The sequence below is a fragment of the Paraflavitalea speifideaquila genome, from assembly GCF_032395985.1.
Classification (GTDB): domain Bacteria; phylum Bacteroidota; class Bacteroidia; order Chitinophagales; family Chitinophagaceae; genus Paraflavitalea; species Paraflavitalea speifideaquila.
The window spans coordinates 4,837,549-4,860,757 of the sequence record NZ_CP135920.1 but is presented as its reverse complement, the minus strand read 5'-3'; the positions used below and the strand labels follow the sequence as shown (position 1 = coordinate 4,860,757).

At 47.4% G+C, this 23,209-nt stretch carries 34 protein-coding genes and 3 pseudogenes; 27 read left to right on the top strand and 10 right to left on the bottom strand.

Features of this window, described 5'->3' with window-relative positions:
* Nucleotides 1-4 precede the first annotated feature (4 nt).
* The 10 genes and pseudogenes from RS881_RS33460 to RS881_RS33415 all read right to left on the bottom strand — a co-directional run bounded on the left by RS881_RS33460 (nt 5) and on the right by RS881_RS33415 (nt 6,478).
* Nucleotides 5-591: pseudogene (locus tag RS881_RS33460) on the bottom strand (fumarylacetoacetate hydrolase family protein).
* Between the two features lie 291 nt (nt 592-882).
* Complete coding sequence (locus tag RS881_RS33455; protein WP_315814716.1) at nt 883-1,452, bottom strand: LutC/YkgG family protein; 570 nt, start codon at nt 1,450-1,452, stop codon at nt 883-885.
* 122 nt (nt 1,453-1,574) lie between these two features.
* The gene (locus tag RS881_RS33450) at nt 1,575-2,039 is read right to left on the bottom strand and encodes a 4Fe-4S dicluster domain-containing protein (protein ID WP_315824691.1); all 465 of its coding nucleotides are present in this window, start codon (nt 2,037-2,039) and stop codon (nt 1,575-1,577) included.
* Nucleotides 1,981-2,958 (bottom strand): LUD domain-containing protein, encoded by a 978-nt coding sequence (locus RS881_RS33445; RefSeq protein ID WP_315814715.1) that lies wholly within the window; start codon nt 2,956-2,958, stop codon nt 1,981-1,983. The genes RS881_RS33450 and RS881_RS33445 overlap by 59 nt, the downstream gene beginning before the upstream one ends.
* A gap of 130 nt (nt 2,959-3,088) precedes the next feature.
* Entirely contained in the window at nt 3,089-3,826 is a 738-nt protein-coding gene (locus tag RS881_RS33440; RefSeq protein WP_315814714.1) for a (Fe-S)-binding protein, read from the bottom strand.
* Nucleotides 3,827-3,875: 49 nt separating this feature from the next.
* Nucleotides 3,876-4,640, bottom strand: a complete 765-nt coding sequence (locus RS881_RS33435) for an SDR family NAD(P)-dependent oxidoreductase (RefSeq protein WP_315814713.1) — start codon at nt 4,638-4,640, stop codon at nt 3,876-3,878.
* Nucleotides 4,641-4,744: 104 nt separating this feature from the next.
* The gene (locus RS881_RS33430; RefSeq protein WP_315814712.1) at nt 4,745-4,987 is read right to left on the bottom strand and encodes a hypothetical protein; all 243 of its coding nucleotides are present in this window, start codon (nt 4,985-4,987) and stop codon (nt 4,745-4,747) included.
* The gene (gene fucP, locus RS881_RS33425; protein WP_315814711.1) at nt 4,984-6,033 is read right to left on the bottom strand and encodes an L-fucose:H+ symporter permease; all 1,050 of its coding nucleotides are present in this window, start codon (nt 6,031-6,033) and stop codon (nt 4,984-4,986) included. The genes RS881_RS33430 and fucP overlap by 4 nt, the downstream gene beginning before the upstream one ends.
* A gap of 95 nt (nt 6,034-6,128) precedes the next feature.
* Entirely contained in the window at nt 6,129-6,221 is a 93-nt protein-coding gene (locus RS881_RS33420; protein WP_315824690.1) for a hypothetical protein, read from the bottom strand.
* On the bottom strand, nt 6,221-6,478 hold the full coding sequence (locus RS881_RS33415; RefSeq protein WP_315814710.1) for an L-rhamnose mutarotase: 258 nt from the start codon (nt 6,476-6,478) through the stop codon (nt 6,221-6,223). The genes RS881_RS33420 and RS881_RS33415 overlap by 1 nt, the downstream gene beginning before the upstream one ends.
* A gap of 357 nt (nt 6,479-6,835) precedes the next feature.
* Between RS881_RS33415 and RS881_RS33410 the strand changes: the two genes are divergently transcribed.
* The 27 genes and pseudogenes from RS881_RS33410 to RS881_RS33285 all read left to right on the top strand — a co-directional run bounded on the left by RS881_RS33410 (nt 6,836) and on the right by RS881_RS33285 (nt 23,093).
* A complete protein-coding gene (locus RS881_RS33410; RefSeq protein ID WP_315814709.1) occupies nt 6,836-7,111 on the top strand; it encodes a carboxypeptidase regulatory-like domain-containing protein in 276 nt (91 codons plus the stop codon).
* 83 nt (nt 7,112-7,194) lie between these two features.
* Entirely contained in the window at nt 7,195-7,596 is a 402-nt protein-coding gene (locus RS881_RS33405; protein WP_315814708.1) for a TonB-dependent receptor plug domain-containing protein, read from the top strand.
* Between the two features lie 235 nt (nt 7,597-7,831).
* Nucleotides 7,832-9,418 (top strand): TonB-dependent receptor domain-containing protein, encoded by a 1,587-nt coding sequence (locus RS881_RS33400; RefSeq protein ID WP_315814707.1) that lies wholly within the window; start codon nt 7,832-7,834, stop codon nt 9,416-9,418.
* Entirely contained in the window at nt 9,390-9,995 is a 606-nt protein-coding gene (locus RS881_RS33395) for a hypothetical protein (RefSeq protein WP_315814706.1), read from the top strand. Before RS881_RS33400 ends, RS881_RS33395 begins: the two co-directional genes overlap by 29 nt.
* A 125-nt stretch (nt 9,996-10,120) precedes the next feature.
* A complete protein-coding gene (locus RS881_RS33390) occupies nt 10,121-10,651 on the top strand; it encodes a RagB/SusD family nutrient uptake outer membrane protein (RefSeq protein WP_315814705.1) in 531 nt (176 codons plus the stop codon).
* A gap of 38 nt (nt 10,652-10,689) precedes the next feature.
* On the top strand, nt 10,690-11,586 hold the full coding sequence (locus tag RS881_RS33385; RefSeq protein ID WP_315814704.1) for a RagB/SusD family nutrient uptake outer membrane protein: 897 nt from the start codon (nt 10,690-10,692) through the stop codon (nt 11,584-11,586).
* Nucleotides 11,587-11,637: 51 nt separating this feature from the next.
* Nucleotides 11,638-11,973 carry a hypothetical protein gene (locus RS881_RS33380; RefSeq protein WP_315814703.1) on the top strand — a complete coding sequence of 112 codons (336 nt, stop codon included), beginning with the start codon at nt 11,638-11,640 and terminating at the stop codon, nt 11,971-11,973.
* Nucleotides 11,974-11,975: 2 nt separating this feature from the next.
* On the top strand, nt 11,976-12,182 hold the full coding sequence (locus tag RS881_RS33375; RefSeq protein ID WP_315814702.1) for a hypothetical protein: 207 nt from the start codon (nt 11,976-11,978) through the stop codon (nt 12,180-12,182).
* 65 nt (nt 12,183-12,247) lie between these two features.
* Nucleotides 12,248-12,475 carry a hypothetical protein gene (locus RS881_RS33370; RefSeq protein WP_315814701.1) on the top strand — a complete coding sequence of 76 codons (228 nt, stop codon included), beginning with the start codon at nt 12,248-12,250 and terminating at the stop codon, nt 12,473-12,475.
* Between the two features lie 129 nt (nt 12,476-12,604).
* Nucleotides 12,605-13,135 (top strand): sugar-binding domain-containing protein, encoded by a 531-nt coding sequence (locus RS881_RS33365; RefSeq protein ID WP_315814700.1) that lies wholly within the window; start codon nt 12,605-12,607, stop codon nt 13,133-13,135.
* On the top strand, nt 13,132-14,157 hold the full coding sequence (locus RS881_RS33360) for a glycoside hydrolase family 2 protein (RefSeq protein WP_315814699.1): 1,026 nt from the start codon (nt 13,132-13,134) through the stop codon (nt 14,155-14,157). The genes RS881_RS33365 and RS881_RS33360 overlap by 4 nt, the downstream gene beginning before the upstream one ends.
* A gap of 131 nt (nt 14,158-14,288) precedes the next feature.
* Nucleotides 14,289-15,077, top strand: a complete 789-nt coding sequence (locus RS881_RS33355; RefSeq protein ID WP_315814698.1) for a DUF4982 domain-containing protein — start codon at nt 14,289-14,291, stop codon at nt 15,075-15,077.
* 114 nt (nt 15,078-15,191) lie between these two features.
* Nucleotides 15,192-15,923 (top strand): annotated as a pseudogene (locus tag RS881_RS61830) (glycoside hydrolase N-terminal domain-containing protein); the annotation flags it as partial.
* 102 nt (nt 15,924-16,025) lie between these two features.
* Nucleotides 16,026-16,364 (top strand): glycosyl hydrolase family 95 catalytic domain-containing protein, encoded by a 339-nt coding sequence (locus tag RS881_RS61825; protein WP_425476397.1) that lies wholly within the window; start codon nt 16,026-16,028, stop codon nt 16,362-16,364.
* Nucleotides 16,247-17,274 (top strand): annotated as a pseudogene (locus RS881_RS33345) (glycosyl hydrolase family 95 catalytic domain-containing protein); the annotation flags it as partial. The gene RS881_RS61825 and the pseudogene RS881_RS33345, both read left to right, overlap by 118 nt.
* A gap of 54 nt (nt 17,275-17,328) precedes the next feature.
* Nucleotides 17,329-17,532 carry a glycoside hydrolase family 95-like protein gene (locus RS881_RS61820; RefSeq protein ID WP_425476396.1) on the top strand — a complete coding sequence of 68 codons (204 nt, stop codon included), beginning with the start codon at nt 17,329-17,331 and terminating at the stop codon, nt 17,530-17,532.
* Nucleotides 17,532-17,711, top strand: coding sequence for a hypothetical protein (locus RS881_RS33335; RefSeq protein WP_315814695.1), 180 nt, complete (start codon nt 17,532-17,534; stop codon nt 17,709-17,711). Before RS881_RS61820 ends, RS881_RS33335 begins: the two co-directional genes overlap by 1 nt.
* A gap of 143 nt (nt 17,712-17,854) precedes the next feature.
* Entirely contained in the window at nt 17,855-18,169 is a 315-nt protein-coding gene (locus tag RS881_RS33330) for a hypothetical protein (RefSeq protein ID WP_315814694.1), read from the top strand.
* Entirely contained in the window at nt 18,133-18,645 is a 513-nt protein-coding gene (locus tag RS881_RS33325) for a hypothetical protein (protein WP_315814693.1), read from the top strand. Before RS881_RS33330 ends, RS881_RS33325 begins: the two co-directional genes overlap by 37 nt.
* Nucleotides 18,560-18,874, top strand: coding sequence for a TIM-barrel domain-containing protein (locus RS881_RS33320; protein WP_315814692.1), 315 nt, complete (start codon nt 18,560-18,562; stop codon nt 18,872-18,874). Before RS881_RS33325 ends, RS881_RS33320 begins: the two co-directional genes overlap by 86 nt.
* Nucleotides 18,875-18,876: 2 nt before the next feature.
* Nucleotides 18,877-19,455, top strand: coding sequence for a TIM-barrel domain-containing protein (locus RS881_RS33315; protein ID WP_315824689.1), 579 nt, complete (start codon nt 18,877-18,879; stop codon nt 19,453-19,455).
* The gene (locus RS881_RS33310; protein WP_315814691.1) at nt 19,452-19,706 is read left to right on the top strand and encodes a glycoside hydrolase family 31 family protein; all 255 of its coding nucleotides are present in this window, start codon (nt 19,452-19,454) and stop codon (nt 19,704-19,706) included. Before RS881_RS33315 ends, RS881_RS33310 begins: the two co-directional genes overlap by 4 nt.
* Nucleotides 19,707-19,741: 35 nt before the next feature.
* A complete protein-coding gene (locus RS881_RS33305; RefSeq protein ID WP_315814690.1) occupies nt 19,742-19,960 on the top strand; it encodes a DUF5110 domain-containing protein in 219 nt (72 codons plus the stop codon).
* A gap of 232 nt (nt 19,961-20,192) precedes the next feature.
* Nucleotides 20,193-20,966 carry an alginate lyase family protein gene (locus tag RS881_RS33300; protein WP_315814689.1) on the top strand — a complete coding sequence of 258 codons (774 nt, stop codon included), beginning with the start codon at nt 20,193-20,195 and terminating at the stop codon, nt 20,964-20,966.
* Between the two features lie 56 nt (nt 20,967-21,022).
* Nucleotides 21,023-21,163, top strand: a complete 141-nt coding sequence (locus RS881_RS33295) for a hypothetical protein (RefSeq protein WP_315814688.1) — start codon at nt 21,023-21,025, stop codon at nt 21,161-21,163.
* 35 nt (nt 21,164-21,198) lie between these two features.
* Nucleotides 21,199-22,797: an alpha-L-fucosidase gene (locus tag RS881_RS33290; protein WP_315814687.1), complete on the top strand. Its 1,599-nt coding sequence runs from the start codon at nt 21,199-21,201 to the stop codon at nt 22,795-22,797.
* Complete coding sequence (locus RS881_RS33285) at nt 22,794-23,093, top strand: hypothetical protein (protein WP_315814686.1); 300 nt, start codon at nt 22,794-22,796, stop codon at nt 23,091-23,093. The genes RS881_RS33290 and RS881_RS33285 overlap by 4 nt, the downstream gene beginning before the upstream one ends.
* Nucleotides 23,094-23,209 lie beyond the last annotated feature (116 nt).

Genomic DNA, 23,209 nt, shown 5'->3' with positions numbered 1-23,209 from the left:
AATTTTAAGGTTGATAGGCTTTGGCTACCTGTTTGCTGCTGCCCAGTCCGTCGATGCCCAGTTCCATTACATCGCCCGGCTTGATATAAACAGGGTTGGGTTTTTGCCCCAGGCCCACACCGGCAGGTGTACCGGTAGAGATGATATCACCGGGTACCAATGTCATGAACTGGCTTAGATAGGAAACCACAAAATTCACATTGAAAATGAAGTTGCGCGTATTGCCGTCCTGCATCATTTTACCATTCACCGACAACCATAAGCGCAGGTTGTTGGGATCGCTGATCTCATCAGCAGTAGCGATCCAGGGGCCCAAAGGCGCAAAGGTATCACAGCTTTTACCTTTACCCACTGGCCGCCACGTTCCAGCTGGAATTCGCGCTCACTGTAGTCATTGTGTAAGGCATAACCGGCAATATAATTGGCGGCGTCTTTCTCATCCACATAGCTGGCCTTTTTGCCAACGATCACGGCTAATTCTACTTCCCAGTCCGTTTTTACACTGTTTTTAGGGATAACCAGGTCATCATTGGGACCTACCAGGGCAGAGGTGGATTTGAAGAATACGACTGGCTCTTTGGGAGGCTCCATATTGCTTTCGCGGGCATGGTCGGCATAATTGAGACCAATACAAATGATCTTGGAAGGCCTTACCTGGGGAGCTGCCCAGCGGGTATCGGCTGGTACTTCGGGTAAGGCAGGCTTTTGGTCAAGGGCGGCTTTCAGTTTGACGATCCCTTCTTCGGTGAAGAAGGTTTCATCATAATCACGGGTAATAGATGATGTATCATACCTTTTCCCCTCCAGTAAAATGCCGGGCTTTTTCTTTACCGGCCGCTCCAAATCGGATTAGTTTCATATACTGTTATTATAGTTTAATGCTCAATTTTCAATGATGAAAACCTGTAAGCTACGGGGGCCATGGGCGCCAATGACCAGCGATTGTTCAATGTCGGCGGTTTTGGAAGGACCAGCAATGAACACCCCATAGTCGGGTTTTTGTTGACCCATTACCGCATAGGCCTGGTGCATATTGCCTACCAGCGTTTGTTGGTCGATTACCAGCACCAGGTGCTGGGTAATGAATGGCAGTACACGTTCTACACAATCCTTATCGGTTAGCCAGATGGCGCCATTCTCTGCTACACCTAGTTGTCCCTTCAGCACCACTACATCCAGTTGGGCTACATTCTTCAACAGTGCTTCATTGGCCTGGTAGTCGCTATGTATAAAGTCGGCTACCCGTTTAGCGTCGGGAAAGGCTTCTTTTATTTTCGACGCCAGTTGTTCCTTGGCGCTCAATATAGTGACTGCACCTCCTGCCTTATTAATAGCGGTTGTAAAGGCTGCTGCCAGGTCAGTCGCTGCAAAAGCAAAGTTGACCATTTCCGGTAAAGGTGCCAGGGCTGGTTTGTTTTGTTTGGCGGCGGCTAATATTCTTTCCCTACTCAATGGATCTATTGTTTGTTGTTTTCTTCAAAGCTACGAGCTACTAGCTTCGAGCTGCGAGCCTTTTGTTTCGGTGAGTCTAAGTATTAGATGTTCTATCCTGTATTTAGCTCGTGGCTCCCAGCTCACAGCTCGCCGCTGTTCTTCTTATACCATTCCCTAAAACTTTCCTTCGGTGGCGCTGGCAAGTCTCTTTGCCTGGCCCAGGGGTTCAGTTTTTTATTGAGGGCCAGGGCCGGAAACCAGCGCAGGAACCGGCGTGCCCATTTACCCGCAAAAGCATAGCGGGTAGGGGAGGACAGTACACCTGCCATTACTTTCATGCTGGCCGTTTTGGCCGCGGGTACATACCCCTCCTGGGTAAGCACCTGCCGCCATTGGTATAATTGATTATGGATATCAATTTTTACGGGGCATACATCCGTGCAGGAGCCACAAAGCGTAGAGGCAAAAGGCAGATCGGCATTCTTGCGCATGTCGAGATTGGGAGCCAGGATGGCGCCAATAGGGCCGGCAGTGGCATTGTGGTAGCTATGTCCCCCACTGCGCCGGTATACCGGGCAGGTATTGAGGCAGGCGCCACAGCGAATACATTTTAATGAATTGCGAAAGGCCTCCCTGCCCAGTTGGGTGGTACGGCCATTGTCGACAATTACAATATGCATTTCCGATCCTGGTGCAGGCTTCCTGAAATGACTGGAATAAGCCGTAATATTTTTGTCCCGTAGCATTCCTGGCCAGCACGCGCAGGAATACACTCAGGTGTTCGGTGCGGGGGATGAGTTTTTCTATACCCATACAGGCAATATGCACTTTGGCCAGGTGAGCGCCCAGGTCGGCATTGCCTTCATTGGTGCATACTACAATGGCGCCTGTTTCGGCTACGGCAAAGTTGACGCCTGTAATGGCGATATCTGCTGCCAGGAATTTCTGCCGTAAGTGATCCCGGGCGGCCAATGCCAGGTACAGCGGATCGGAAGCCCCTTTTTCCGTACCCAGGTGCTGGTGGAATATTTCGCCTACTTCTTCTTTTTTAATATGGATGGCAGGCAATACAATATGACTGGGCATTTCCTTGTTCAACTGTACGATCCTTTCGCCCAGGTCGGTATCTACCACTTCAATGCCCTGTGCTTCGAGATATTCATTGAGGTGGCACTCTTCCGTGAGCATGGATTTACTTTTCACGATCTTTTGCGCGCCATGCCGCGCCATGATGCTATGTACGATCTTGTTGTGCCCGGCTGCATCGGCAGCCCAGTGAACCGTAACGCCATTGGCGATGGCAGCTGCTTCAAACTCCTGCAGGTATTCATCCAGCCGGGAAAGGGTATGGTCTTTAATACCTGAAGCCAGTTCCCGCAACTGTTCCCATTCAGGCACTTCATTAACCACCTTATCCCGCTTATACCGTACAAACCACAAGGTTTCATCATGCCATTGTACCCGCTCCTTGTTTTCAAGGAAGATGGCAGCGGCCTGTGGATGGGGAATATGTTGTGTATTCATTTAATGTTTTATCGTCAATATTGAATAATCTGCCTTCAAGTTAGTAAAGCGGCTAGTGGTAAGTGATCCCAAAAGCTTTCGGGAGATTAAATACAAGTCTATGTAAGCGCTCAACACTCGCCACTCGTCTTTAAAGTCCGGCAACCAGCACCTCAGATATATGCATCACTTCAAAAGGCAATTTTCTCCTCCGGATCAGTCCCTCCTGGTGCATGAGGCAGCTTACATCCGTACCGGTGATCACGGTGGCCTGGTGTTTTGTGTAATCCTCAATTCGAGAAAGCCCCATGGCCGAGGATACAGCTTCTTCAGTAACACAGAATGTACCACCAAAACCGCAACATTCATCGGGCCGGTCCAGGTCAACCAGTTCCAGTCCCTCTACCATCTTCAGCAATTGCACCGGTTTAGAAAAGAAAGGCACCACCGTTTCGGAAGAAGCTGCCAGCTTTAACCCCCTTTGACCATGGCAACCCTGGTGCAGGGCTACTTTTTTGGGAAAGGAAGCCTTGATCTTCTTGACCTGAACAATATCAGTCAGGAATTCGCACAGTTCATACACACGCTGGCGAATCGTGGTAGCGGCTGCTTCCTGCTTTTCATCGTGCAGGTGGTCTTTAACATGCAATACACAACTGCCTGATGGGGAAACGATGTAATCATATCCTGCAAAAGCTTTAATGAAATTGCTGTTGCAGGACCCAGTCAGGTGTTCAAAGCCCCCATTGGCCATGGGTTGACCACAGCAGGTTTGTTGCATTGGGTAGTGTACATCCAATCCCAGGTGTTCCAATAGTTTTAAGGTAGCAATGGCCACTTGGGGATAAAACTGGTCTACATAGCACGGAATGAACAGGGCAACACGCATCTTGATTACTGATTATTAATGACTGATTATTCCTTTGCTTCGTTGGATTCTAACTGTTCAATTTAATAAAACCGCCATCAATGGGATAGTCACAGCCGGTTATGAAAGCGGCTTCGTCGCTGCATAGGTACAGGATGAGTGCTCCCACCTCAGTAGGTTCGGCCATCCGGCCGATGGGCTGGGTTTTGGACAGTTTTTCAAACATTTCGGCTTCACGGCCCGGGTAATTGTTTTTCAGGAATCCATCTACAAAAGGCGTATGCACCCTGGCCGGGGAAACGGAATTGCAACGGATATTTTCCTGGATATAGTCTTTGGCTACCGACAAGGTCATCGCCATTACGGCGCCCTTGGCAGTGGAATACACAAAGCGATCCGACAAGCCAACCCAGGCAGCAATAGAGGCCATATTGACAATGACGCCTCCTTTGGCAGCCCTCAATTGGGGGATGGCGGCATACAGGCAATTGTACACACCTTTTACATTTACCTTGATCACGCGGTCAAAATCCTCTTCAGAAGTGGTATCGGCTTTGCCAATATGGGCAATGCCGGCATTGTTGACCAGTATATGCAAGGGACCGATCTTTTCAAAAGTGGCCAGTACTTCGGCCTGATCGGCTACATTACAGCTGTGGGCAGTCGCCTTCCCGCCGGCAGCAGTAATTTCCTGTACCGTAGCAGCAGCATTTTCCCCACTTAATTCAATGATATGTACTTCGGCTCCTTGTTTGGCAAACAATACGGATATGGCCCTGCCGATGCCGCTGCCGCCTCCTGTTACTACTGCTTTTTTACTGGCTAATGAAAACATTGGATTCAATGAATTAAATGTGTAAAATTATAAAGATAACTGTATGTAACTATCCTGCTCTGCCAAGGGGCGAGTGAACGTAGTCCCTCACTGGCTCCCGGCTCTTAATTCAGGGCCTCCTTAACCTTATACCCTTTCCATCCATACCAGCATACCACTACAAAGCACAATAGGGGAGCTACGTAGCCGTATTGAATGTTGCCGGTAGCATCGGAAATGGCACCCAGTAGGAAAGGTACTGCGGCTCCGCCTACAATCGACATAATGATGAGGGAGGAGCCTAATTTGGTATCATTTCCGAGTTTATGAATACCCAGGGAGAAGATGGTGGGGAACATGATGCTCATGAAAAACCGATGCCAATCAATGCATACACGATGACCATTCCTTCGGCAAACATAACCACTACAGAAAGCAATATGTTGATGATGGCATAAATGGTGAGCAGTTTTTGCGGTTGTATATACCGCATGATAAAAGTGCCAATAAACCGGCCTGCCATAAATGCTATACCGTATCCATAACCAAGGTATTCCGCTGCCCGTTTTTCATTGATCCCGGCTGCTTTGGTAACCACTACTATGAAGAAGCTGGTAACACATACCTGTGCGCCCACATAAAAGAATTGGGCGATTACAGCGCCCGTCAGGTGTTTATACCGGAATGCATGTAAAAATCCTTTGGTGCTGCTGTCATTGGCTTCTTTGGTGTCGGGCATTTTAGCAAACACAAAGATGAGGGCCACCAATAGAATGATAAGTCCGAGTAGGAGGTAAGGCATTTTTACACTGTCTGCCTCCGATTGGAAATAAGCTTCCCGGGCCGTGGCTGTCATAGCTGCCAATTCCTGGTCGGTATGGTTTTTCCCGGAGAGGATGAGTTTGCCGCCTATCAGCGGTGCTACTACAGTTGCCAGCCCATTGAATGACTGTGCCAGGTTAAGGCGTTGCGTAGCTGATCCGGGTGGGCCCAAAACAGTAGCATAAGGGTTGGCTGCTGTTTCCAGGAAGGTCAATCCGCTGGCAATAATAAACAAGGCGCCAAGGAAAAACACATAGGAGCGGGTAGAAGCTGCGGGAAGGAATAAGAAACAGCCACCGGCAAACAGGAGCAGACCCAGTAATATGCCGGCTTTATAACCATATTTGCGCATCATATATCCGGCTGGTAAGGCCATCGCAAAATAGGCGATGAAGACAGAGAAGTCTACCAGGGATGATTGTACCACGTTTAACTGGAATGTCTTGCGCAAGTGGGCCAATAATATAGGGTCAATGTTATGAATGAACCCCCAGAAAAAGAATAAGCTGGTAACCAGGATAAAGGGAAGTAACAATGTTTTCCCGGTACCGGTTGTTTGTTTAGGTTGTGTAGGCGAAGCAATACCTGGCATAATAGATGTTTTAACGCTAGCTGTTGGTGGTGGTTAATTGAAAGGTACTTGTTGAGTATGGATGATTCAACATTCCTTTTGTTTCTTCGAAATGATCAGGGTTCAATATTCATGTCAAAGATCTTATTCATTAAAAGCCATTTTTCTCCTGGTTTGGCCGAAGGCAGGGCCTGCTGGTATTGCCACATCAACGTTTCCCATTTTTGTACGGTAGGATTGGCGGCATCAGCAATGCTTTTTTATCGAACGAGAAACCGGCATTCACTTCCATGATCATAAACAGGCGGTTCTCTATCCGGTAGATCTCCAGCAATTCAATACCACTGTTGCTGATAGATTGGAGTATTTCGGGCCATACCTCCTGGTGGTACGTTTCATACTCCGCAATCAATACCGGATCATTTTTCAGGTCAAGTGCCAGACAATATCGTTTGTTGGTATTCATATAATTATACAAGAATGTTGAAACTAAGCCGGTGGCGCCAAGGCCCATCCTGCCCCGTCCGCCCTTTCTAACCTCAATATTCATTAATGTTCGTGAAAATAAGCATGCCTTGCCAAAATAGTTTATTACAATGGCAATAACAGGAAATTAGACTTGATCATTTGTTATTTAATTGCATTCGTAACCTGCTTAAACCTGCAATTAAATGAAACGGCTAACTTATTAATTGCTATATCCGCCCCGGTACTGACCTGTCGGGGTCGCAGGGTTTCATAAACCCCATTACAAAACGTTCCGAAACAACGACTGCTTAAGACCAAGGCCGTTGTTGTTAAACAACTGAAAATTGCATGCTTTATGGAAAAGAAGCTCTTTCTTGCCCCCCGGGTTCTGTACAGGACCAGGCCCTGGTGGTGTTTCCCACTATTTGTTTTATTCTCCCTGTTTCTTTATTCTCCAGCTCAAGCCCAGTCCCGGCAAATTACCGGTAGCGTTGCGGATGCCAAAGGCAATCCGCTGATGGGCGTTACGGTGAACCTGAAGGGGACTAAAACAAGTGTTACTACTGGTGTCGATGGAAAATACACCATCCCTGTTACTGGTGGCACTCCCGTATTGAGTTTACCTATGTAGGGTATCAAACCCTGGAAGAAAAGATAGGAACCCGTACCAGTATCAGTATTACCTTAAATGAAGGCAACTCCAACCTCGATGAGGTGGTGGTAATCGGTTATGGCCAGTCCATGCGTAAAAAAGACGTAGGTGCAGCCATTTCCTCCGTAAACGCCAAGGAGATTGCTGAACGTCAACCCGTTAACCTCTTCGATGCCTTACAAGGCCGGGCTGCAGGTGTATTGATCATGAACGATAATGGTGAGCCCGGTGCACAGGGATCTATTCAGGTAAGGGGCGCTAATACACTTTCTGCCGATGGCAACACACCATTGTACGTGGTGGATGGGGTGATCACTGACAACGCACTTGCTATTAACCCCAACGATATCGAACGGGTGGAAGTGCTGAAAGATGCGGCTTCTGCTTCTATCTACGGCGCCCGTTCGGCTGCCGGTGTAATCCTGATCACTACCAAAAGGGTAAGGATGGCAAACCAAGAGTAGATCTGCAATATTCCAGAATATTTGGCAAGCTGGCTCATAAGATACAACAGGCCAATGCGGCAGAATATCGCCGGTACAGGAAAATGCAGGGCGGCAACCTTTTGGTAGTACCGGCAACCTGACGGATTCGCTGAACCCTTCCTTTAATACTGATAATGACCTGCAGGACCTGTTACTGGGCAATACCGGTGAACGCGGCGACCTGAAGCTGAGCACGAGTGGTGGCCAGAAAGGGATGAACTACTATGGTAGTTTGAACTATGTGGACGATAAGGGTATTGCGCTGAATACCTGGTATAAAATGATCCAATCCCGTATCAATACGGAGTTCAGGGTTTCTCCCAGGCTTAAATATTCCAATAACCTTTCCTTCTTCTGGTCGTTTGGTAATTTCACCAGCATTAATAACTCCGTGCGGCCGGTTTTCGACCGTCCTTCCTACCTGCGTATTTTTAACCCGGATGGAACCCTTACCAGCTACCTGTCCTCCAAAAGAAATCCGGTAGCCAATGCCCTGCTGGAAGAAAATACCCGTGAAACCCTGAAGGCGCAAATGAACCACCAATTGGATTATGAGATTACCAAAGACCTGCGGTTTACAGCCAGCTTCAATGCACAATTGACAAGTATGCTGGGTTTCTACTTTGCACCTCGTTTCCTCGATGATAATGGGAATGAGAACTTTGCCCGGAATGATAATAACCGGGGTTTCAACTGGCTGGTACAGGGATTCTTAAACTACAATAAAAAATTTGGCGAACACAGTGTGATGGCTATGGTGGGCGTTCAAAAGGACAGGGAGAAAGACGACAGGACCCACCTGGAAGGGAAGAATTTTGTAGTAGAGACTTCTTCTTATGTAAAGGGCAATTTTATGGATAACCTTTCTGCCCAAAGTTCCAGCGGAAGTGCCGTTTCTACTGCTTCTGCTTTTGCACGTGTAGGTTATACTTTTAAAGACAGGTATATTTTCCAGGGTACTTATCGCCGGGATGCCTCCTCCAGGTTCCATCCCGATAACCGGGTAGGTAACTTCTATGCCGGTTCACTGGCCTGGCGCTTCTCCGATGAAAAATGGATGAACTGGGCGGCTGGTCTATTATCGGATGGTAAACTGCGCTACAGCTGGGGGTTAACTGGTAATGACAGGGTAGGTAACTATGAATACCTGCAACTGATCAACCAGGGTAGCACCAGCTACAACAACGTACCAGGCGCTATCTTAAGCAGCACTTTTGGTAACAAAGCGTTGAGTTGGGAAGCTACCGAACAAAAGAACCTGGGTCTGGATCTTTCCTTTCTCAATGGCCGGGTAACCTTATCTGCTGACTATTATATTAAAACTACCCACGATCTTTTATATCCCGAACCATTGCCTAGTCAAAATGGCTTTAGCACAGTGAAAGTGAACGTAGGCGCCATTGAAACAAGAGGTTTTGAATTTCAAATGAGCACGGTACCGGTTACTACCAAAAATTTCTCCTGGAACCTGAGTGGTAACATTACGTTTGAGCGCGGAAAGATCAAAAGCCTGGAAGGTGGACAGCCGTTTATCACCGGTAAATGGTTGATACAGGAAGGCGGCAAACTGGGTAATTTTTATGGATGGAAAAGAATAGGTATTTATCCTACCGATGCACACAATGCTTATGACGAGTTTGGCACTAAATTAACGCCTGAAGGGGTGGCCATTGAACATAATAAGAATAACCCAAGACTGTCTAAAGTTACTGTTGCGGGTTATACCCTTGGCGGAAAGCCTTATACAGGTGTGGTATATAAAAAGAAAGGTGTTGGCGCTACATTACTCGGGGGATTCTGAATGGGAAGACATTAACAATGATGGTGAAATAGATGACCAGGACAGGCAGATCATCGGTAATGCACAACCTGATTTTTACCTCGGTGTTATCAATAACTTTACTTATAAAGGATGGTCTTTAAGTGTAATTGTGAATGCTACTATTGGCGGAAAGGTATACAACAGCTTTAAAGAAGGGCTTACCAATTTCGCCAATACCAATGGACCTGCATTGCCTGAAGCAGTTTGGGGTGCCTGGGTAGAGCAGGGCCAGGAAGGCGCTACTTATCCTTATTATCCTGACAAAAACGACCGTGGCAGCCAGCGTGGCAGCGGCAACTCCTTTTTCCTGGAAGATGCTTCTTTCATCCGGTTGTCCAGTGCCCGCCTTGCCTACCGGTTCAAACCGGCTATAGCCAGGAAGGCTTTCATGACCGGCGCCAGTGTGTACGTATATGGTATTAACCTGTTGACCTGGAGCGATTATTCTGGTTATGACCCCGAGTTCAGTTCCAGCAATGCGCTGCAACCCGGTGATGACAACGGTAAATATCCTAAAAGAAGGGAGTTGGGTATAGGTGTAAACTTTCAATTCTAAACAATCAGGCAATGAAAAACTATTAATCTATACGATCTTATTGATGGTGGTTACATTGGGCGGCTGTAAAAGTTTGCCAATGAAGAACCATTGTCGGATGGTAAACTGGAAGATTTTTTAAGAGTGTGTTTGAGGCCGATGCTGCTATGGCCGGCTTGTATGCAGGTATGCAGGCTTGTATGATTGGCGAGTCGCAATTCAATAACCGGATCACGTATTGGGGAGATATGCGGGCTGATAATATGGAAACCAGCCAGTATGCCGGTAACAATCACAATGAGATGTTCTTAAACAGCCTGACACCTAATAATGCGTATTCCGACTGGGCACCATTATACACAATCATTGGCAGGGCCAACCTCAATCTTGCCAAATTTCCCGACATCAATAAATATGCCCGTGGCAGCCAGATCATTTCAGATGCTACTTTAAAAAGTTACCTGTCTCAGTGTTATGCCATACGAGCAGTTAGTTATTTCTATCTTTTGCGCCTTTGGGGCGGTGTTCCTATCCGTACCACACCTTTCCTTAAGCTGGATGATAATCCCAAAGCACCCAGGGAAACAAAGGCCAAAGTAAAAGAGCAGATACTTTCAGATCTGAAAAATGCTTATGATCTTTCTGCAAAAATGGTACGCCCCTTATCTGGTACCTGAACGAAGGTGCTATTGCTGCTATTACGGCAGATGTTTACATGTGGAGAAGCCATGATGATGAAATTGTACCCGAATACGATAAAGCGATTGAATGGCTTAAACTCGTGTTCAAAGCAAAGGGAGCTACTGGTAAAGTCTATAATGCTTCCGGCCAAACAACTACTGGTAGTGGCGGTGTTGCAACCGATCTCGAAACTACTGGTAACTGGAAAGGTATCTTCACCAATCCCGCCGGTAGTATTGAAACCATCTGGTCACTGCATTGGAATGTGGAGGCTAATGGTTGTCCCTGTATGGGTGGCGTTACCACAGCCCGGAACAATACGCCGATCAAAACAGCTTTTCAGGTATTTAATACCTGGGGTAAAAGCACTACCGATACACGCGGCAAGCAGACCATTGATCCCACCAAAACAGATAACTGGGACCGGGTAATCAAATGGTATGGCCCCAACGGATTTTCTGTTGCAACTGGTACCTACCTGACCAGTGCACAGGCTGCCAGTTTTTCGGGAACAGACAAGGTCGTTTATATGCCTATGTATCGCCTCGCTGATATGTTTCTGCTGTATGCCGAAGCTTTGAATAAGACCGGCGATAGGAACAATGCCCGTAAATACCTCAACCTGACACGCGTGCGCGCCACTTTACCTGCTTATACTGCAGCCCAGCTTACCACTGAAGTTGAAATGGAAGATGCCATCCTCGAAGAAAGGCGCTGGGAACTGTTTGCCGAAGGTAAACGTTGGTTCGACCTGGCACGTACTAACCGCGTGATGCAGATCATGGACCCTATCTTAAAAGCCAGACAGCTTGCCAATGGTGGTGTTGAAGTAGGTTTTGGTACCGATAAAAGAAAATACCTGTGGCCTTTGAACAGGAATGTGCTCAATGCCAATCCCAACCTGGAACAGAATAAACCCTATTCAGATTAGGCGGGTGACCCAGTGAACGTCTAATTAATAATTAGTAATAAAGAACACTATATGAAAAGATCAAACCCATATATAGCCTGTTTGCTGCTGTTAACAGCCTTTTCCATGACAGGCTGCTATAAGTTGCAAACAGATTACAAATATCAACCCAAAGAAGCTGACCCTAAGGTAAATATGACAGTGAAAGATTATATCCTTTCCAGGGGTACCAGCGCTCCCAACAACGATACGATCTTTAAATGGATGCAAATGGCTATCGAATATTCCGGCATTGATATTACAGAATATGAAAACCCGGCAGAACCTTTATTTTACTGCATACGGATGCCATTAGAAGGCTCACCAGCGGTAAGGTATCCGGTGGCTTCTTTTTCGATTTCCCGGTAGTAGTGAAGGACGGAGCAGGTGTGCCTATCAAATCGGTAGTAAACCCGGCATTTGACTCAACCAGACCAGCTGTTGCCTGGCAGGAATATTCCAGGGAAACGGTTAAAAACCTGTTGTTGTATCTTATGATACAGGGCGAGTATGGTTTTGATAACCTTACAATCAATAATACGACAGTAACTACCCTGTTGCCCCCAATACCAAAATAGACCCGAAAGATACCAGGCTGGGTTGGGTTCTCACCAAAAATGAACCCAATCCCGATGTAACAGCTTTGACTGCCATCACCTATAGTAATGTAGGCGGTTCGGGCCTTGACCAGGAGGGGAAAATGAACCTGAAGATCCTGAATAATGATGTAGCGCCTATTGTGATCAATGACCGGGTGCAAAACCGTTCAGCAGGGTATTATTTTACCAATGGCCGGGGGCATGTATTCAGCTCCACGGCTGCAGGTGCTGCAAACACCAGTATGGTACCATTCAGGTATAGTTGGAATTAAAGAGGCCGATTATTTATTGTCAAAAGGAATTATTAACAGGTGACACTTCATCAACAAAGTGTCACCTGATTTTTCAGGGACGATAACGTTTTCGGAGTTTTTTTATCCGATTCTAATCGCTTAAAATCAATGTTTGCAGATATTCGTAGCATGAACAGGATAATTATCGTTTGCCTGCTATTGACCGGTCTTTATTTGCCGGCAACAGCGCAGGTTGCTACAAAACTAAATACTGGTTGGGAATTTCTTAAACAAGACCTGGGCGGTATCTGGGAATCCGTTAGGCCCGTCGGAAAAGGCAATCCCGAAAGCCTGCCCCTCTGGGAAAAAGTATCCCTGCCGCACTGTATAAATGCTACCGATGCTGTAGACCCTGATGTTAATTATTACCAGGGGCCAGCCTGGTACCGCACCCTGTTGGATATTAAAAATCCCTATACGAATGGAAGAACCCTATTGCATTTTGAAGGCGCTGGACAAAAGACGGATATATATGTATATACCACAAAAGTAGGCTCGCATGTAGGCGGCTACGATGAATTTACCGTTGATATCACTGAGGCGGTACAAGCTTTTACACAAACCGAAGTCTATCAAAAACAGTTCAAAGGCAAGGTGCCTATCTCCATCCGAACGGATAATTCACGCGACCTGAAATGATCCCCTCTGACTTATCAGACTTTAACTTATATGGTGGCATTTATCGCTATCTCAACCTGGTTTATTCACCGGCTTTATCCATTGATAAAATATTTGCCCTTGCTGAAACAGATCCTGCCGGAAAAACCGGTAAACTCACCATCAGATCCCGCTTTTATAATCCACAACGCATCAGCAATACTTCTTTAACAGTTAAGCTGATTGATCCTGCTGGGAAACTGCTGCAAACCCTTTCCAAAGACATGCTCACTGGAACTGGTGACGTAGATATTGCCAGCTTTACGGTAAAAAAACCACTATTATGGTCTACCGGTATACCTAATCTTTATATTGTAGAAGTAACCCTGAAAAGGCCGGAAGGCGTATTTACGCAACAGGAAAAGATTGGCTTCCGCAAATTTGAGTTTGTAGACAATGGCCCTTTTAAGTTGAATGGCAAACGTCTTTTATTGCGTGGCACGCATCGGCATGAAGACCATGCGGGTGTAGCAGATGCTATGACGGATGAACAGATGCGCCAGGAAATGATCATGATGAAGGAGATGGGTGTCAACTTTATCAGGCTGGGTCATTACCAGCAATCGCGCACCATCCTGAACCTGTGCGATAGCCTGGGTATCGTAGTATGGGAAGAAATTCCCTGGTGCCGGGGTGGCCTGGGTGGTGATGTATACAAGGAACAAGCCAGGCGTATGCTGCGCAATATGATCGAACAGCATTATAACCATGCGGCCGTGATCATTTGGGGCCTGGGTAATGAGAATGACTGGCCCGGTGATTTCCCGGAGTTTGATAAAGAAAAGATCAGAACTTTCATGAAGGAGCTCAATGATCTTTCGCACCAATTAGATCCTACCCGTAAAACAGCCATCCGCCGTTGTGATTTCTGTAAAGATATTGTGGACGTATATTCTCCCTCCATCTGGGCAGGCTGGTACCGCGGTATCTATACTGAATACAAATCGGTATCGGAAGAGGAGTTCAAAAAAGTAAAACATTTTCTGCATGTGGAGTGGGGGTGATAGCCATGCCGGCCGGCATTCGGAAACCCCGATAAAGCCTTGCTGGCCCTGAAAGCGGCAGGCGCTGCTGATGAGCGGGCAGGTGATGCCTCTTTGTATGGTGGTGCAGCCAGGGCTAGTAAAGATGGTGATTGAGTGAATCTTATATCTGTAACCTGGTCGACTGGCACCTGAAAGAACAGGAAACCATGCCTTGGCTAACAGGGACTGCTCAATGGCCTTTTAAAGACTTCTCTACACCAGTAAGGCCCGATAACCCGGTGCCCTATATGAACCAGAAAGGGGTAGTGGAGCGGGATCTTACCCAAAAGGAAGCCTATTATGTTTTTCAATCTTACTGGACCAATCAACCCATGGTACATATCTATGGCCATAGCTGGCCGGTACGGTGGGGTGCGGCAGAGGAGGAGAAGATGGTGAAAGTGTATTCCAATTGCGAAGAGGCTGAACTGTTTGTGAATGGAAAAAGTTACGGCATCAGGAAACGCAATAGCCAGGACTTTCCTGCCGCTGGCCTGCGCTGGAGCCTGCGATTTAATAAAGGGATCAATAATGTGCAGGTAATTGCACGCAAAGGAAAAGAGTTTGTGAAGGATGCCATGAACTTTCAATATCAAACCGATACCTGGGGTAAGCCGGCCCAACTGGGAATAGAAAAAGTGAAGGAAGAAAATGGTATTGCGACGGTACAGGTAAGGGTACTGGACGAAAAGGGGATTCCTTGCCTGGATGCTGCCACCTGGGTGCGTTTCGGCCTGGCCGGTGATGGTAAGTTGATCGATAACCAGGGCACTGCTAACGGAAGCCGGTATGTACAAATGTACAATGGCCGGGCTACCATCAAAATACAAACCAATAAAGGGGTAAATGTAGTGAGTGTCCGGAGTGAAGGACTTAAAACGGTGACTATTACCTTATAATGCCAGGGTATTCCATCTGCCATGGACATGCGTGGTAAAATATTTAAAGCCATTGAAGTAATCATATAAATTATCAAACCATTGAAACGTATTGCTTTTTTGTTTGCTGTATGTGTGAGCGCTCTTGCTGTGAGCGCACAAACTGATGCCCACCTGAAGTTATGGTATGCCAGGCCTGCCAGGGCATGGGAAGAAGCCCTGCCGCTGGGCAATGGGAAACTGGGCGCCATGGTATTTGGCCGGGTAAAATCTGAACGTTATCAACTCAATGACAATACCCTTTGAGTGGTTTCCCCCGATCCGGGCAATAATCCCAATGGTCCTACAGTGTTGCCACAGGTACGCAAGGCCGTATTTGAAGGCGATTATACCAAGGCTGCCGGGCTATGGAAGAAAATGCAAGGACCCTATTCGGCCCGCTACCTGCCACTGGGCGACCTGTTATTGCATTTCCCTACCAGTGATACCCTGGGCACCAACTATTACCGTGACCTTAACCTCAATAATGCCATTGCCACGGTGCGCTATACCAGCGGCGGCGTACAATACCAGCGCGAAACCTTTACCAGTTTTCCAGATAAAGTACTGATGATAAGGCTTACGGCTGATAAAAAGAACAGCATCAACTTCCATGCGGCACTTACCAGCAAGTTGCGGTATACCGTTGCGGCCACAGCCAAAAACCAACTGGTGCTGACCGGCAAGGCCCCCAGGTTTGTAGCCAATCGCGAATCAGAACCCCAACAGGTAGTATATGACGAAAACCCCAAAGGGGAGGGGATGAATTTTCAGATACATCTCTATGTAAAGGTAGAGGGTGGTGCTGTTAAACAATCGGGTGATCAGTTGGCGGTTACCGATGCTGATGCCGTTACTATTTACCTTACAGAAGCCACCAGCTTTAACGGCTTTAATAGATCGCCCGGTAAAGAAGGGAAAGATCCTGGTATGGAAGCAGCGGCCAACCTGAAGAAAGTACTTGCTTCATCCTGGGCACAATTGAAACAACGGCATGTGGCCGATTACCAGGCTTTGTTCAATCGCGTAAAGCTCAACTTGGGTACCAATGAAGAAACTGTTAAGTTGCCTACTGATGAAAGGCTGCGTAGTTTTCGGGTACTAAAAACGACAATCAGCTACAAACCTTATATTACCAGTTTGGCCGTTACCTGCTCATTGCCAGCTCACGCCCAGGTTCCAGGCCGGCCAACCTGCAGGGTATCTGGAACGATCATGTACAACCACCCTGGGGCAGTAACTATACCACCAATATCAATACGGAAATGAATTACTGGCTGGCAGAGAATACCAATCTCTCTGAATGCCATCAACCCTTATTTGATTTCATGAAAGAGCTGGCGGTAAACGGTGCCGTAACTGCCAAAGTGAATTACAATATCCCCGAAGGATGGGTTACACATCATAATTCCGATCTGTGGGCCAAAACCTCCCCACCTGGTGGTTATGAGTGGGACCCCCGCGGTATGCCACGCTGGAGCTGCTGGCCCATGGCTGGTGTATGGTTCAGCACCCACCTGTGGGAACATTACCTGTTTACAGGCGATAAAAAATGGTTGCAATCAACAGCCTATCCTTTAATGAAAGGGGCTACACAATTCATGTTGCACTGGTTGATCAAAGACAGTACCACCAATTACCTGGTTACCAATCCCTCTACTTCACCGGAGAATACCATTAAACTAAAAGGAAAAGAATACCAGGTAGCCCTGGGCAGTACGATGGATATGGCCTTACTGAAGGAATTGTTTACAGCAGTGATCAGAACCAGCACTTTGCTGAATACTGATGTTGCCTTTAGGAAGGAAGTTCAGGATGCCTATGATCGCATGTACCCTTATCATATTGGTCAATACGCACAATTGCAGGAGTGGTATGGTGATTGGGATGATCCCAAAGACAAACACCGTCACCTTTCCCACCTGTTTGGTTTGTATCCCGGTAGCCAGATCACCGTGCAGGAAACCCCGAACTGGCAGCGGCTGCCAAGCAATCATTGAACCATCGTGGTGATGTAAGTACCGGTTGGTCCATGGCCTGGAAGATCAACTGGTGGGCCAGGCTGCAGGATGGCGATCATGCCTATAAAATATTGAGTGATGCTTTTACTTACATTGACCCCAATCAAATTCGTGAAACCATGGGCGGTGGTGGTACCTATCCCAACCTGTTTGATGCCCATCCGCCTTTCCAGATCGATGGCAACTTCGGTGCTACTGCTGGTATTACGGAAATGCTGTTGCAATCTCATGCCGGTTATTTGAGCCTGTTGCCGGCCTTGCCTACTGCCTGGAGTGCAGGTAGTATCAAAGGCATTAAAGCAAGGGGCAATTTCACCGTCGATATTGAATGGAAAGCTGGCAAGCTGGCAAAAGCCAGGATCAGTTCCGGCGCCGGCGGTATTTGCCGTATTAAAACAACCTCCCTGTTAAAATAGTGGAAGTAAAAGCCAATCCTGTGCAAGGTGGCAATGCCAATCCGTTGAATATTGCATTCGGAAAAGTAGCTTATGAGAAGAGTTCCCAGGCGCAACTGGTGGAGATTGGTAAAGAAGGAGAATTTGTAATAGAATTCCCTACGGTGAAAGGGAAAACGTATACAGTGGTAAGCCTGTGAGTTGTGAGTGGGGGTAGGTGCTAAGAACCGAAGGTGCTCCCGTATTTAGCTCGCAGCTGGTAGCAGATAGCTTCAGCCCGACCAATTAAATAAAAAGACAAGCATATCATGAATCGACGCAAGCAGCTGTACCTGGTTATCCTTTGATAGGCGTATCTTTTCACCTGGCGGCTCAGCAGCCGGTATGGACCGAAGTGGCGCCTGGTGTGTGGAAAGCCACTGTGGGCAAGCCGGAAGCCCTTGATCTGTTAAAAGCAGCCGGCGCCACACCCAATAAAGAGGGATTGGGGGCCATTGCTTCAGCTGGGTTCCCGTTAGCTAAAACCGATATTGTAGGCCGTATACAAGATGGCAAAGCCTATCTCCGTTTCCCCCTGCAAAAGAAGAACAGGTATATGGTTTTGGACTCAATTTCCAAACAGTGCACCAGCGGGGTAAGATATTACAATTACATGTAGACCATTTTGGCGGTAAGGACAATGGCCGCAACCATGCGCCCACACCTTTCTATGTATCATCACTAGGTTATGGTGTTTTCATCAATGCCGCCCGGTATATTGATGTATATGCCGGTTCGGGTGTACGCACAGACAGTAAAACTCCACCGGTAGCCAAAGATCGTAATACCGATAAAACATGGGCTTCCCGTCCCTATTCCGATGCAGTAGAGATATTGGTACCTGCCGGTGGGGTAGAGGTGTACGTATTTGCAGGCCCTACGCCCCTGGATGCAGTACGCCGGTTCAACTTGTTCAATGGCGGAGGTTGTTTACCTCCCCGTTGGGGATTGGGCTTCACACAGCGGGTACAACGCTTGTACAATGCTGCCGATGTAGAAAAGGAAGCCAATGATTTTGAACAAAAAAGGTTATCCGCTCGATTATATCGGACTGGAGCCAGGCTGGCAAAGCAAATCCTACCCATGTACTTTTGAATGGGATAAAACGCGTTTCCCACAGCCACAGCAGTTTGTGAAAGCTATGTTGGATAAAGGCATCCGCCTGAACCTCTGGCTCAACCCTTATGTATCTCCCGAAGCTTCTATTTATAAACCCATTTTGCCCTATACCGGTTCCCATACCGTATGGGTTGGCGCTGTACCCGATTTTACCATGCCGCAGGCAAGGAAGATCTTCTTTGAACAGCTTAAAAAGACCAGGTAGGTATTGGTGTAAGCGGATATAAGATTGATGAAGTAGATGGATATGATCATTACCTGTGGCCCGATGTGGCTACCTTTCCTTCGGGCAATAGTGCCGAACAGTTACGTCAAACCTATGGCGTATTGGCTCAACGCTATAGTACCGACTTGTATCGTCAGCAAAACTCCCGGACCTTTGGCCTGGTGCGTGCTTCCAATGGCGGTGCTTCTTCATTCCCTTATGTAATCTACAACGATTACTACAATCATGAAGATTTTATCACCGCACTCATCAACAGTGGATTTGCCGGTGTATTGTGGACACCCGAAGTAAGGGCTTCCAAAACAGGGGAGGAGTGGCTGCGCCGTTTCCAAACCGTGATCTTTTCGCCCATGGCCATGATCAATGCCTGGTCAAGCGGTACCAAACCCTGGAGTTATCCCGAGGTAGCCGAACAGGTAAAACAATTGGCCTTGCTGCGTATGCAAATGATGCCCTATTGGTATACCGAATTTGCCAAATACCATTACCAGGGCATTCCTCCTTTCAGGGCTATGAACCTGGAACCAGGCTTTAAACAGGAAGTGAAAAAGAAGCTGTGAATGAGAACCTGGAAGCAAACCCTTATGCAGAAGCTGCTTCCAAAGAGATCAAAGATCAATACATGGCTGGGGAATACTTACTGGTGGCGCCCTTGTTTACCGGGCAAACCAGCCGCAAAGTGATCCTGCCCAAAGGCAAATGGTATGATTTCAATACCGGTGCCTATGCAGGTGAGGGAGAAATAATTACAGTAACACCGGGCTTAGATAAAATACCGGTGTATGTAAAGACGGCGGCATTATTCCCATGATGCCGGCCAGGCTGCACGCTCCCAAAGTTGGTGAGGTGACAGACCTGGAGGTACGTTATTATGGAACAAAGCCAGGTACGTATAAATTGTATGATGATGATGGTGAAACCTTCAACTATGAAAAAGGTGCTTATAGCTGGCGTACCATCACAGTTTCAATAGAAGGTGGTCAAATAAGAGGAAATATTTCTGCGACTGTTACCGGTAAACCCAATACCATTGGGAAGGTAACCTATAAGAAAATGACCAATTAGTAATATGATAAATTGGGGAATTTGAAAATGCTGCAATACCTATCGTCAGGACTGCTGGTATGCTTACTGATTGTAGTATCAGCCACAGTACATGCACAAGAAGCGACTGATTATACCAGGGCCATCAGCAAAACATTGCGCAAGCAGGTATTGAAGGAAGCTGCCTGGGCCATGCAGCAGGAGCCTGTAACGGTAAGTGCCAGCTTGTCGCCGCGCAGTGTAGGTGGTAAACATGATTTCTATTCCGAAGGCGACTACTGGTGGCCCAACCCACAATCGCCCGATAGTCCCTATATCCAAAAAGGACGGGATGACCAATCCCGGCAACTTCGTAGCACACCGGCAGGCCATGATCAGGTTCAGCCGCATCATGGGGGCACTGGCATCGGCTTACAAGATTACAGGCGATCAGAAATATGTGGCGCAAGCCCTCAATCATTGCCGCGCCTGGTTTCTGGATACGGCTACGCTTATGCACCCCCACCTGTTGTATGCGCAGGCCATTAAAGGGCGCGCAACAGGGCGGGGCATTGGTGTCATTGATACCATTCATTTTATGGAAGTGGTACAGGCCCTCATGGCTATGCAAGGAGCAGCTAATATGGATCCGGTTGCCCTGGCTGGTATCAAGGCCTGGTTTTCTCAATACCTTACCTGGTTAACAACGCACAAATACGGGCAGGATGAAATGAATGCCACCAACAACCATGGCACTTGCTGGGTGATGCAGGTGGCTGCATTTGCCAGATTCACCGGCAACAAAGAATTGCTGGATTTTTGCACCAACCGGTATAAGACCGTTTTACTCCCCAATCAAATGGCTGCTGATGGCAGTTTTCCGCAAGAGTTAAGAAGAACAAAGCCTTATGGGTATTCCCTTTTTAACCTCGATGCTATGACAACTGTTTGCCGTATCCTTTCAACTAAGGAAAATAACCTATGGGCTTTTCAAACACCCGATGGCCGGTCAATCAAAAAAGGGATCGAATTCCTATCCCCTATGTAGCCGATAAAAGTAAATGGCCCTTTAAGCAGGATGTCAGGTATTGGGATAACTGGCCGGTGGCACATCCCTTCCTGGTATTTGGCGCCGAAGCGTATGGCGATAATAAATGGCTGGCTACCTGGACCAAAGGGGATCATGCCCCATCAGTAGAAGAAGTGATCCGGAACCTGCCGGTGAGGAATGTGTTGATATGGTGATCAATTTGATAATCGTGTAATTTGAAAATTTGAGCATGGAACACAAGCGTATTTGGAAGACGATCCTTTGTGCAACAGTAATTGGGATCAATGCCTATGGACAGACGGGTGGAGATGAAGACAAGGAAATGTTCAACCGTGCTAAGCAACGTGATCAGCAGGCAATAGATGAGGCGGTGAAAGGATGGTGGACTGCTTCCATGAAAACACATGAACAGCGTATCCAATGGTGGCGCACAGCCCGGTTTGGTATGTTTGTTCATTGGGGCGTTTATTCACTGCCCGGTGGTGAATGGAAAGGCAAAAAGGTAGGTGGTTATGCCGAACACCTCATGCGTAAAGAAAAGATCAATCGCAATGAATACCTGGAACTGGCCCATCAATTCAATCCGGTAAACTTTAATGCCGAACAGTGGGTATTGCAGGCCAAACAGGCGGGTATGAAGTATTTCATTATCACTGCCAAACACCATGATGGCTTTGCCATGTACAATTCGGCGGTGTCTGACTTTGATATCATTGACCAAACGCCTTTTAAGCGTGATCCCATGGCCGAGCTGGCTGCCGCCTGTAAGAAACATGGGATGCGTTTTGGCTTTTATTATTCCCATGCTTTTGATTGGGAACATCCCGATGCACCGGGTAATGATTGGGAATTTAATAATCCTGGTGGAGATAAACTGTTGCATGGCGGCGCGCGCTGGTATGATGAACATCCGGAACTATTGCCCAAAGCCCAAAAATATGTGACGGAAAAATCCATTCCCCAGATCAAAGAACTGATCAACAAATACCATCCCGATATCCTGTGGTTTGATACGCCCCATAAATTGCCCCTGTCTGAAAACATCCGCATTCTGCAAGCCATCCGCGAAACAGATCCTAATGTGGTGGTTAATGGCCGATTGGCGCGTAGTGCCGGCATTAGCTTTGGTGACTATAAGAACACCGCTGACCGTCCGGCAGAGTTTTTCCCGGTTACAGGCGATTGGGAAGCCATTCCTACTACCAACGAATCGTATGGTTATAGCAAATATGACAGCAGCCATAAATCCGTAGCCTTCTTTATCCAGCTCATGGCCAAATCGGCTTCGCGTGGGGGCAACCTGTTGATGAATATTGGCCCCAAGGGCGATGGTACCCTGGATGCAAGAGATGTGGCTATATTGAAGGGTATCGGCCAATGGGTGGATAAGAACTACGAAAGTGTGGGCGGTGCTGGCATTTCAGGCTTACCCCTGCATAATTGGGGCGTATCTACGCGGAAAGACAATAAACTGTACCTGCATGTATTTGAATGGCCCACCGATGGCAGGCTACAGGTGAGTGGCCTCCCTTCGGCAGTGAAGAAAGCTTACCTGCTGACGGACGCTGCCAGGAAACCACTGCTCATCAACCAATCATTAACCAGTTCGGGACTACGTGGCCTTACCGTGCAATTGTCGGCCAAAGCCGTCGATACGGCCAATACCGTAGTGGTGCTGGAGCTCGATGGAAAAGGTAGGCCCGACACCATTTCCTATATAGCATCCAATATCCCTATAACCAGGTTATTGGCCTTTGATGCGGTACAAACCGGAAAAGGATTGCAATACGGCGATGGTAAAACAGACAGGTATTATGTGACCGGTTGAAATCGCCAGACCAATGGCTGCATTGGGATTTCAGGACGAATGCCACCGTGAAATACAAAGTGATCATTAAATATCTTGCAGGGCCTGAAGCAGGCGGCACTTATAGCCTTGATCTCGATGGTACTGTGCAGGAGCAAGTGGTCAGCAAGGCGAAAAAGGAAACAGACGTACAGACGAAAGCGTTGAATGAACTGACCATCCAACCAGGCGTGCACCGGTTGACCATCAGGCCAGTCACTGTAACGGGGCAGGAGTTGATGAAGTTATTGGAAATACAATTGATTCAAATCCCATAAATCCAACACATGAGATTAATTGGAAGTTTAGTAGCTGCTATTTTGCTGCAAACCACTGTACAGGCACAAGTGAAATTGCCAGCCGTTATGGCGGATGCCGAGAAGCAAACACAGGT

What these genes read in the sequence shown, in the direction of transcription:
- RS881_RS33360 (WP_315814699.1), top strand. Translation starts at nt 13,132, where the DNA reads ATGATCCCCTCTGACTTATCAGACTTTAACTTATATGGTGGCATTTAT.
- RS881_RS33290 (WP_315814687.1), top strand. Translation starts at nt 21,199, where the DNA reads ATGGAACACAAGCGTATTTGGAAGACGATCCTTTGTGCAACAGTAATT.
- RS881_RS33400 (WP_315814707.1), top strand. Translation starts at nt 7,832, where the DNA reads ATGAACTACTATGGTAGTTTGAACTATGTGGACGATAAGGGTATTGCG.
- RS881_RS33320 (WP_315814692.1), top strand. Translation starts at nt 18,560, where the DNA reads ATGATTTTGAACAAAAAAGGTTATCCGCTCGATTATATCGGACTGGAG.
- RS881_RS33440 (WP_315814714.1), bottom strand. Translation starts at nt 3,826, where the DNA reads ATGCGTGTTGCCCTGTTCATTCCGTGCTATGTAGACCAGTTTTATCCC.
- RS881_RS33420 (WP_315824690.1), bottom strand. Translation starts at nt 6,221, where the DNA reads ATGTGGCAATACCAGCAGGCCCTGCCTTCGGCCAAACCAGGAGAAAAA.
- fucP (WP_315814711.1), bottom strand. Translation starts at nt 6,033, where the DNA reads ATGCCAGGTATTGCTTCGCCTACACAACCTAAACAAACAACCGGTACC.
- RS881_RS33435 (WP_315814713.1), bottom strand. Translation starts at nt 4,640, where the DNA reads ATGTTTTCATTAGCCAGTAAAAAAGCAGTAGTAACAGGAGGCGGCAGC.
- RS881_RS33445 (WP_315814715.1), bottom strand. Translation starts at nt 2,958, where the DNA reads ATGAATACACAACATATTCCCCATCCACAGGCCGCTGCCATCTTCCTT.
- RS881_RS33300 (WP_315814689.1), top strand. Translation starts at nt 20,193, where the DNA reads ATGATTTCTATTCCGAAGGCGACTACTGGTGGCCCAACCCACAATCGC.
- RS881_RS61820 (WP_425476396.1), top strand. Translation starts at nt 17,329, where the DNA reads ATGCTGTTGCAATCTCATGCCGGTTATTTGAGCCTGTTGCCGGCCTTG.
- RS881_RS33380 (WP_315814703.1), top strand. Translation starts at nt 11,638, where the DNA reads ATGAAAAGATCAAACCCATATATAGCCTGTTTGCTGCTGTTAACAGCC.
- RS881_RS33410 (WP_315814709.1), top strand. Translation starts at nt 6,836, where the DNA reads ATGGAAAAGAAGCTCTTTCTTGCCCCCCGGGTTCTGTACAGGACCAGG.
- RS881_RS33385 (WP_315814704.1), top strand. Translation starts at nt 10,690, where the DNA reads ATGTGGAGAAGCCATGATGATGAAATTGTACCCGAATACGATAAAGCG.
- RS881_RS33365 (WP_315814700.1), top strand. Translation starts at nt 12,605, where the DNA reads ATGTTTGCAGATATTCGTAGCATGAACAGGATAATTATCGTTTGCCTG.
- RS881_RS33415 (WP_315814710.1), bottom strand. Translation starts at nt 6,478, where the DNA reads ATGAATACCAACAAACGATATTGTCTGGCACTTGACCTGAAAAATGAT.
- RS881_RS61825 (WP_425476397.1), top strand. Translation starts at nt 16,026, where the DNA reads ATGGAAGCAGCGGCCAACCTGAAGAAAGTACTTGCTTCATCCTGGGCA.
- RS881_RS33430 (WP_315814712.1), bottom strand. Translation starts at nt 4,987, where the DNA reads ATGAGCATCATGTTCCCCACCATCTTCTCCCTGGGTATTCATAAACTC.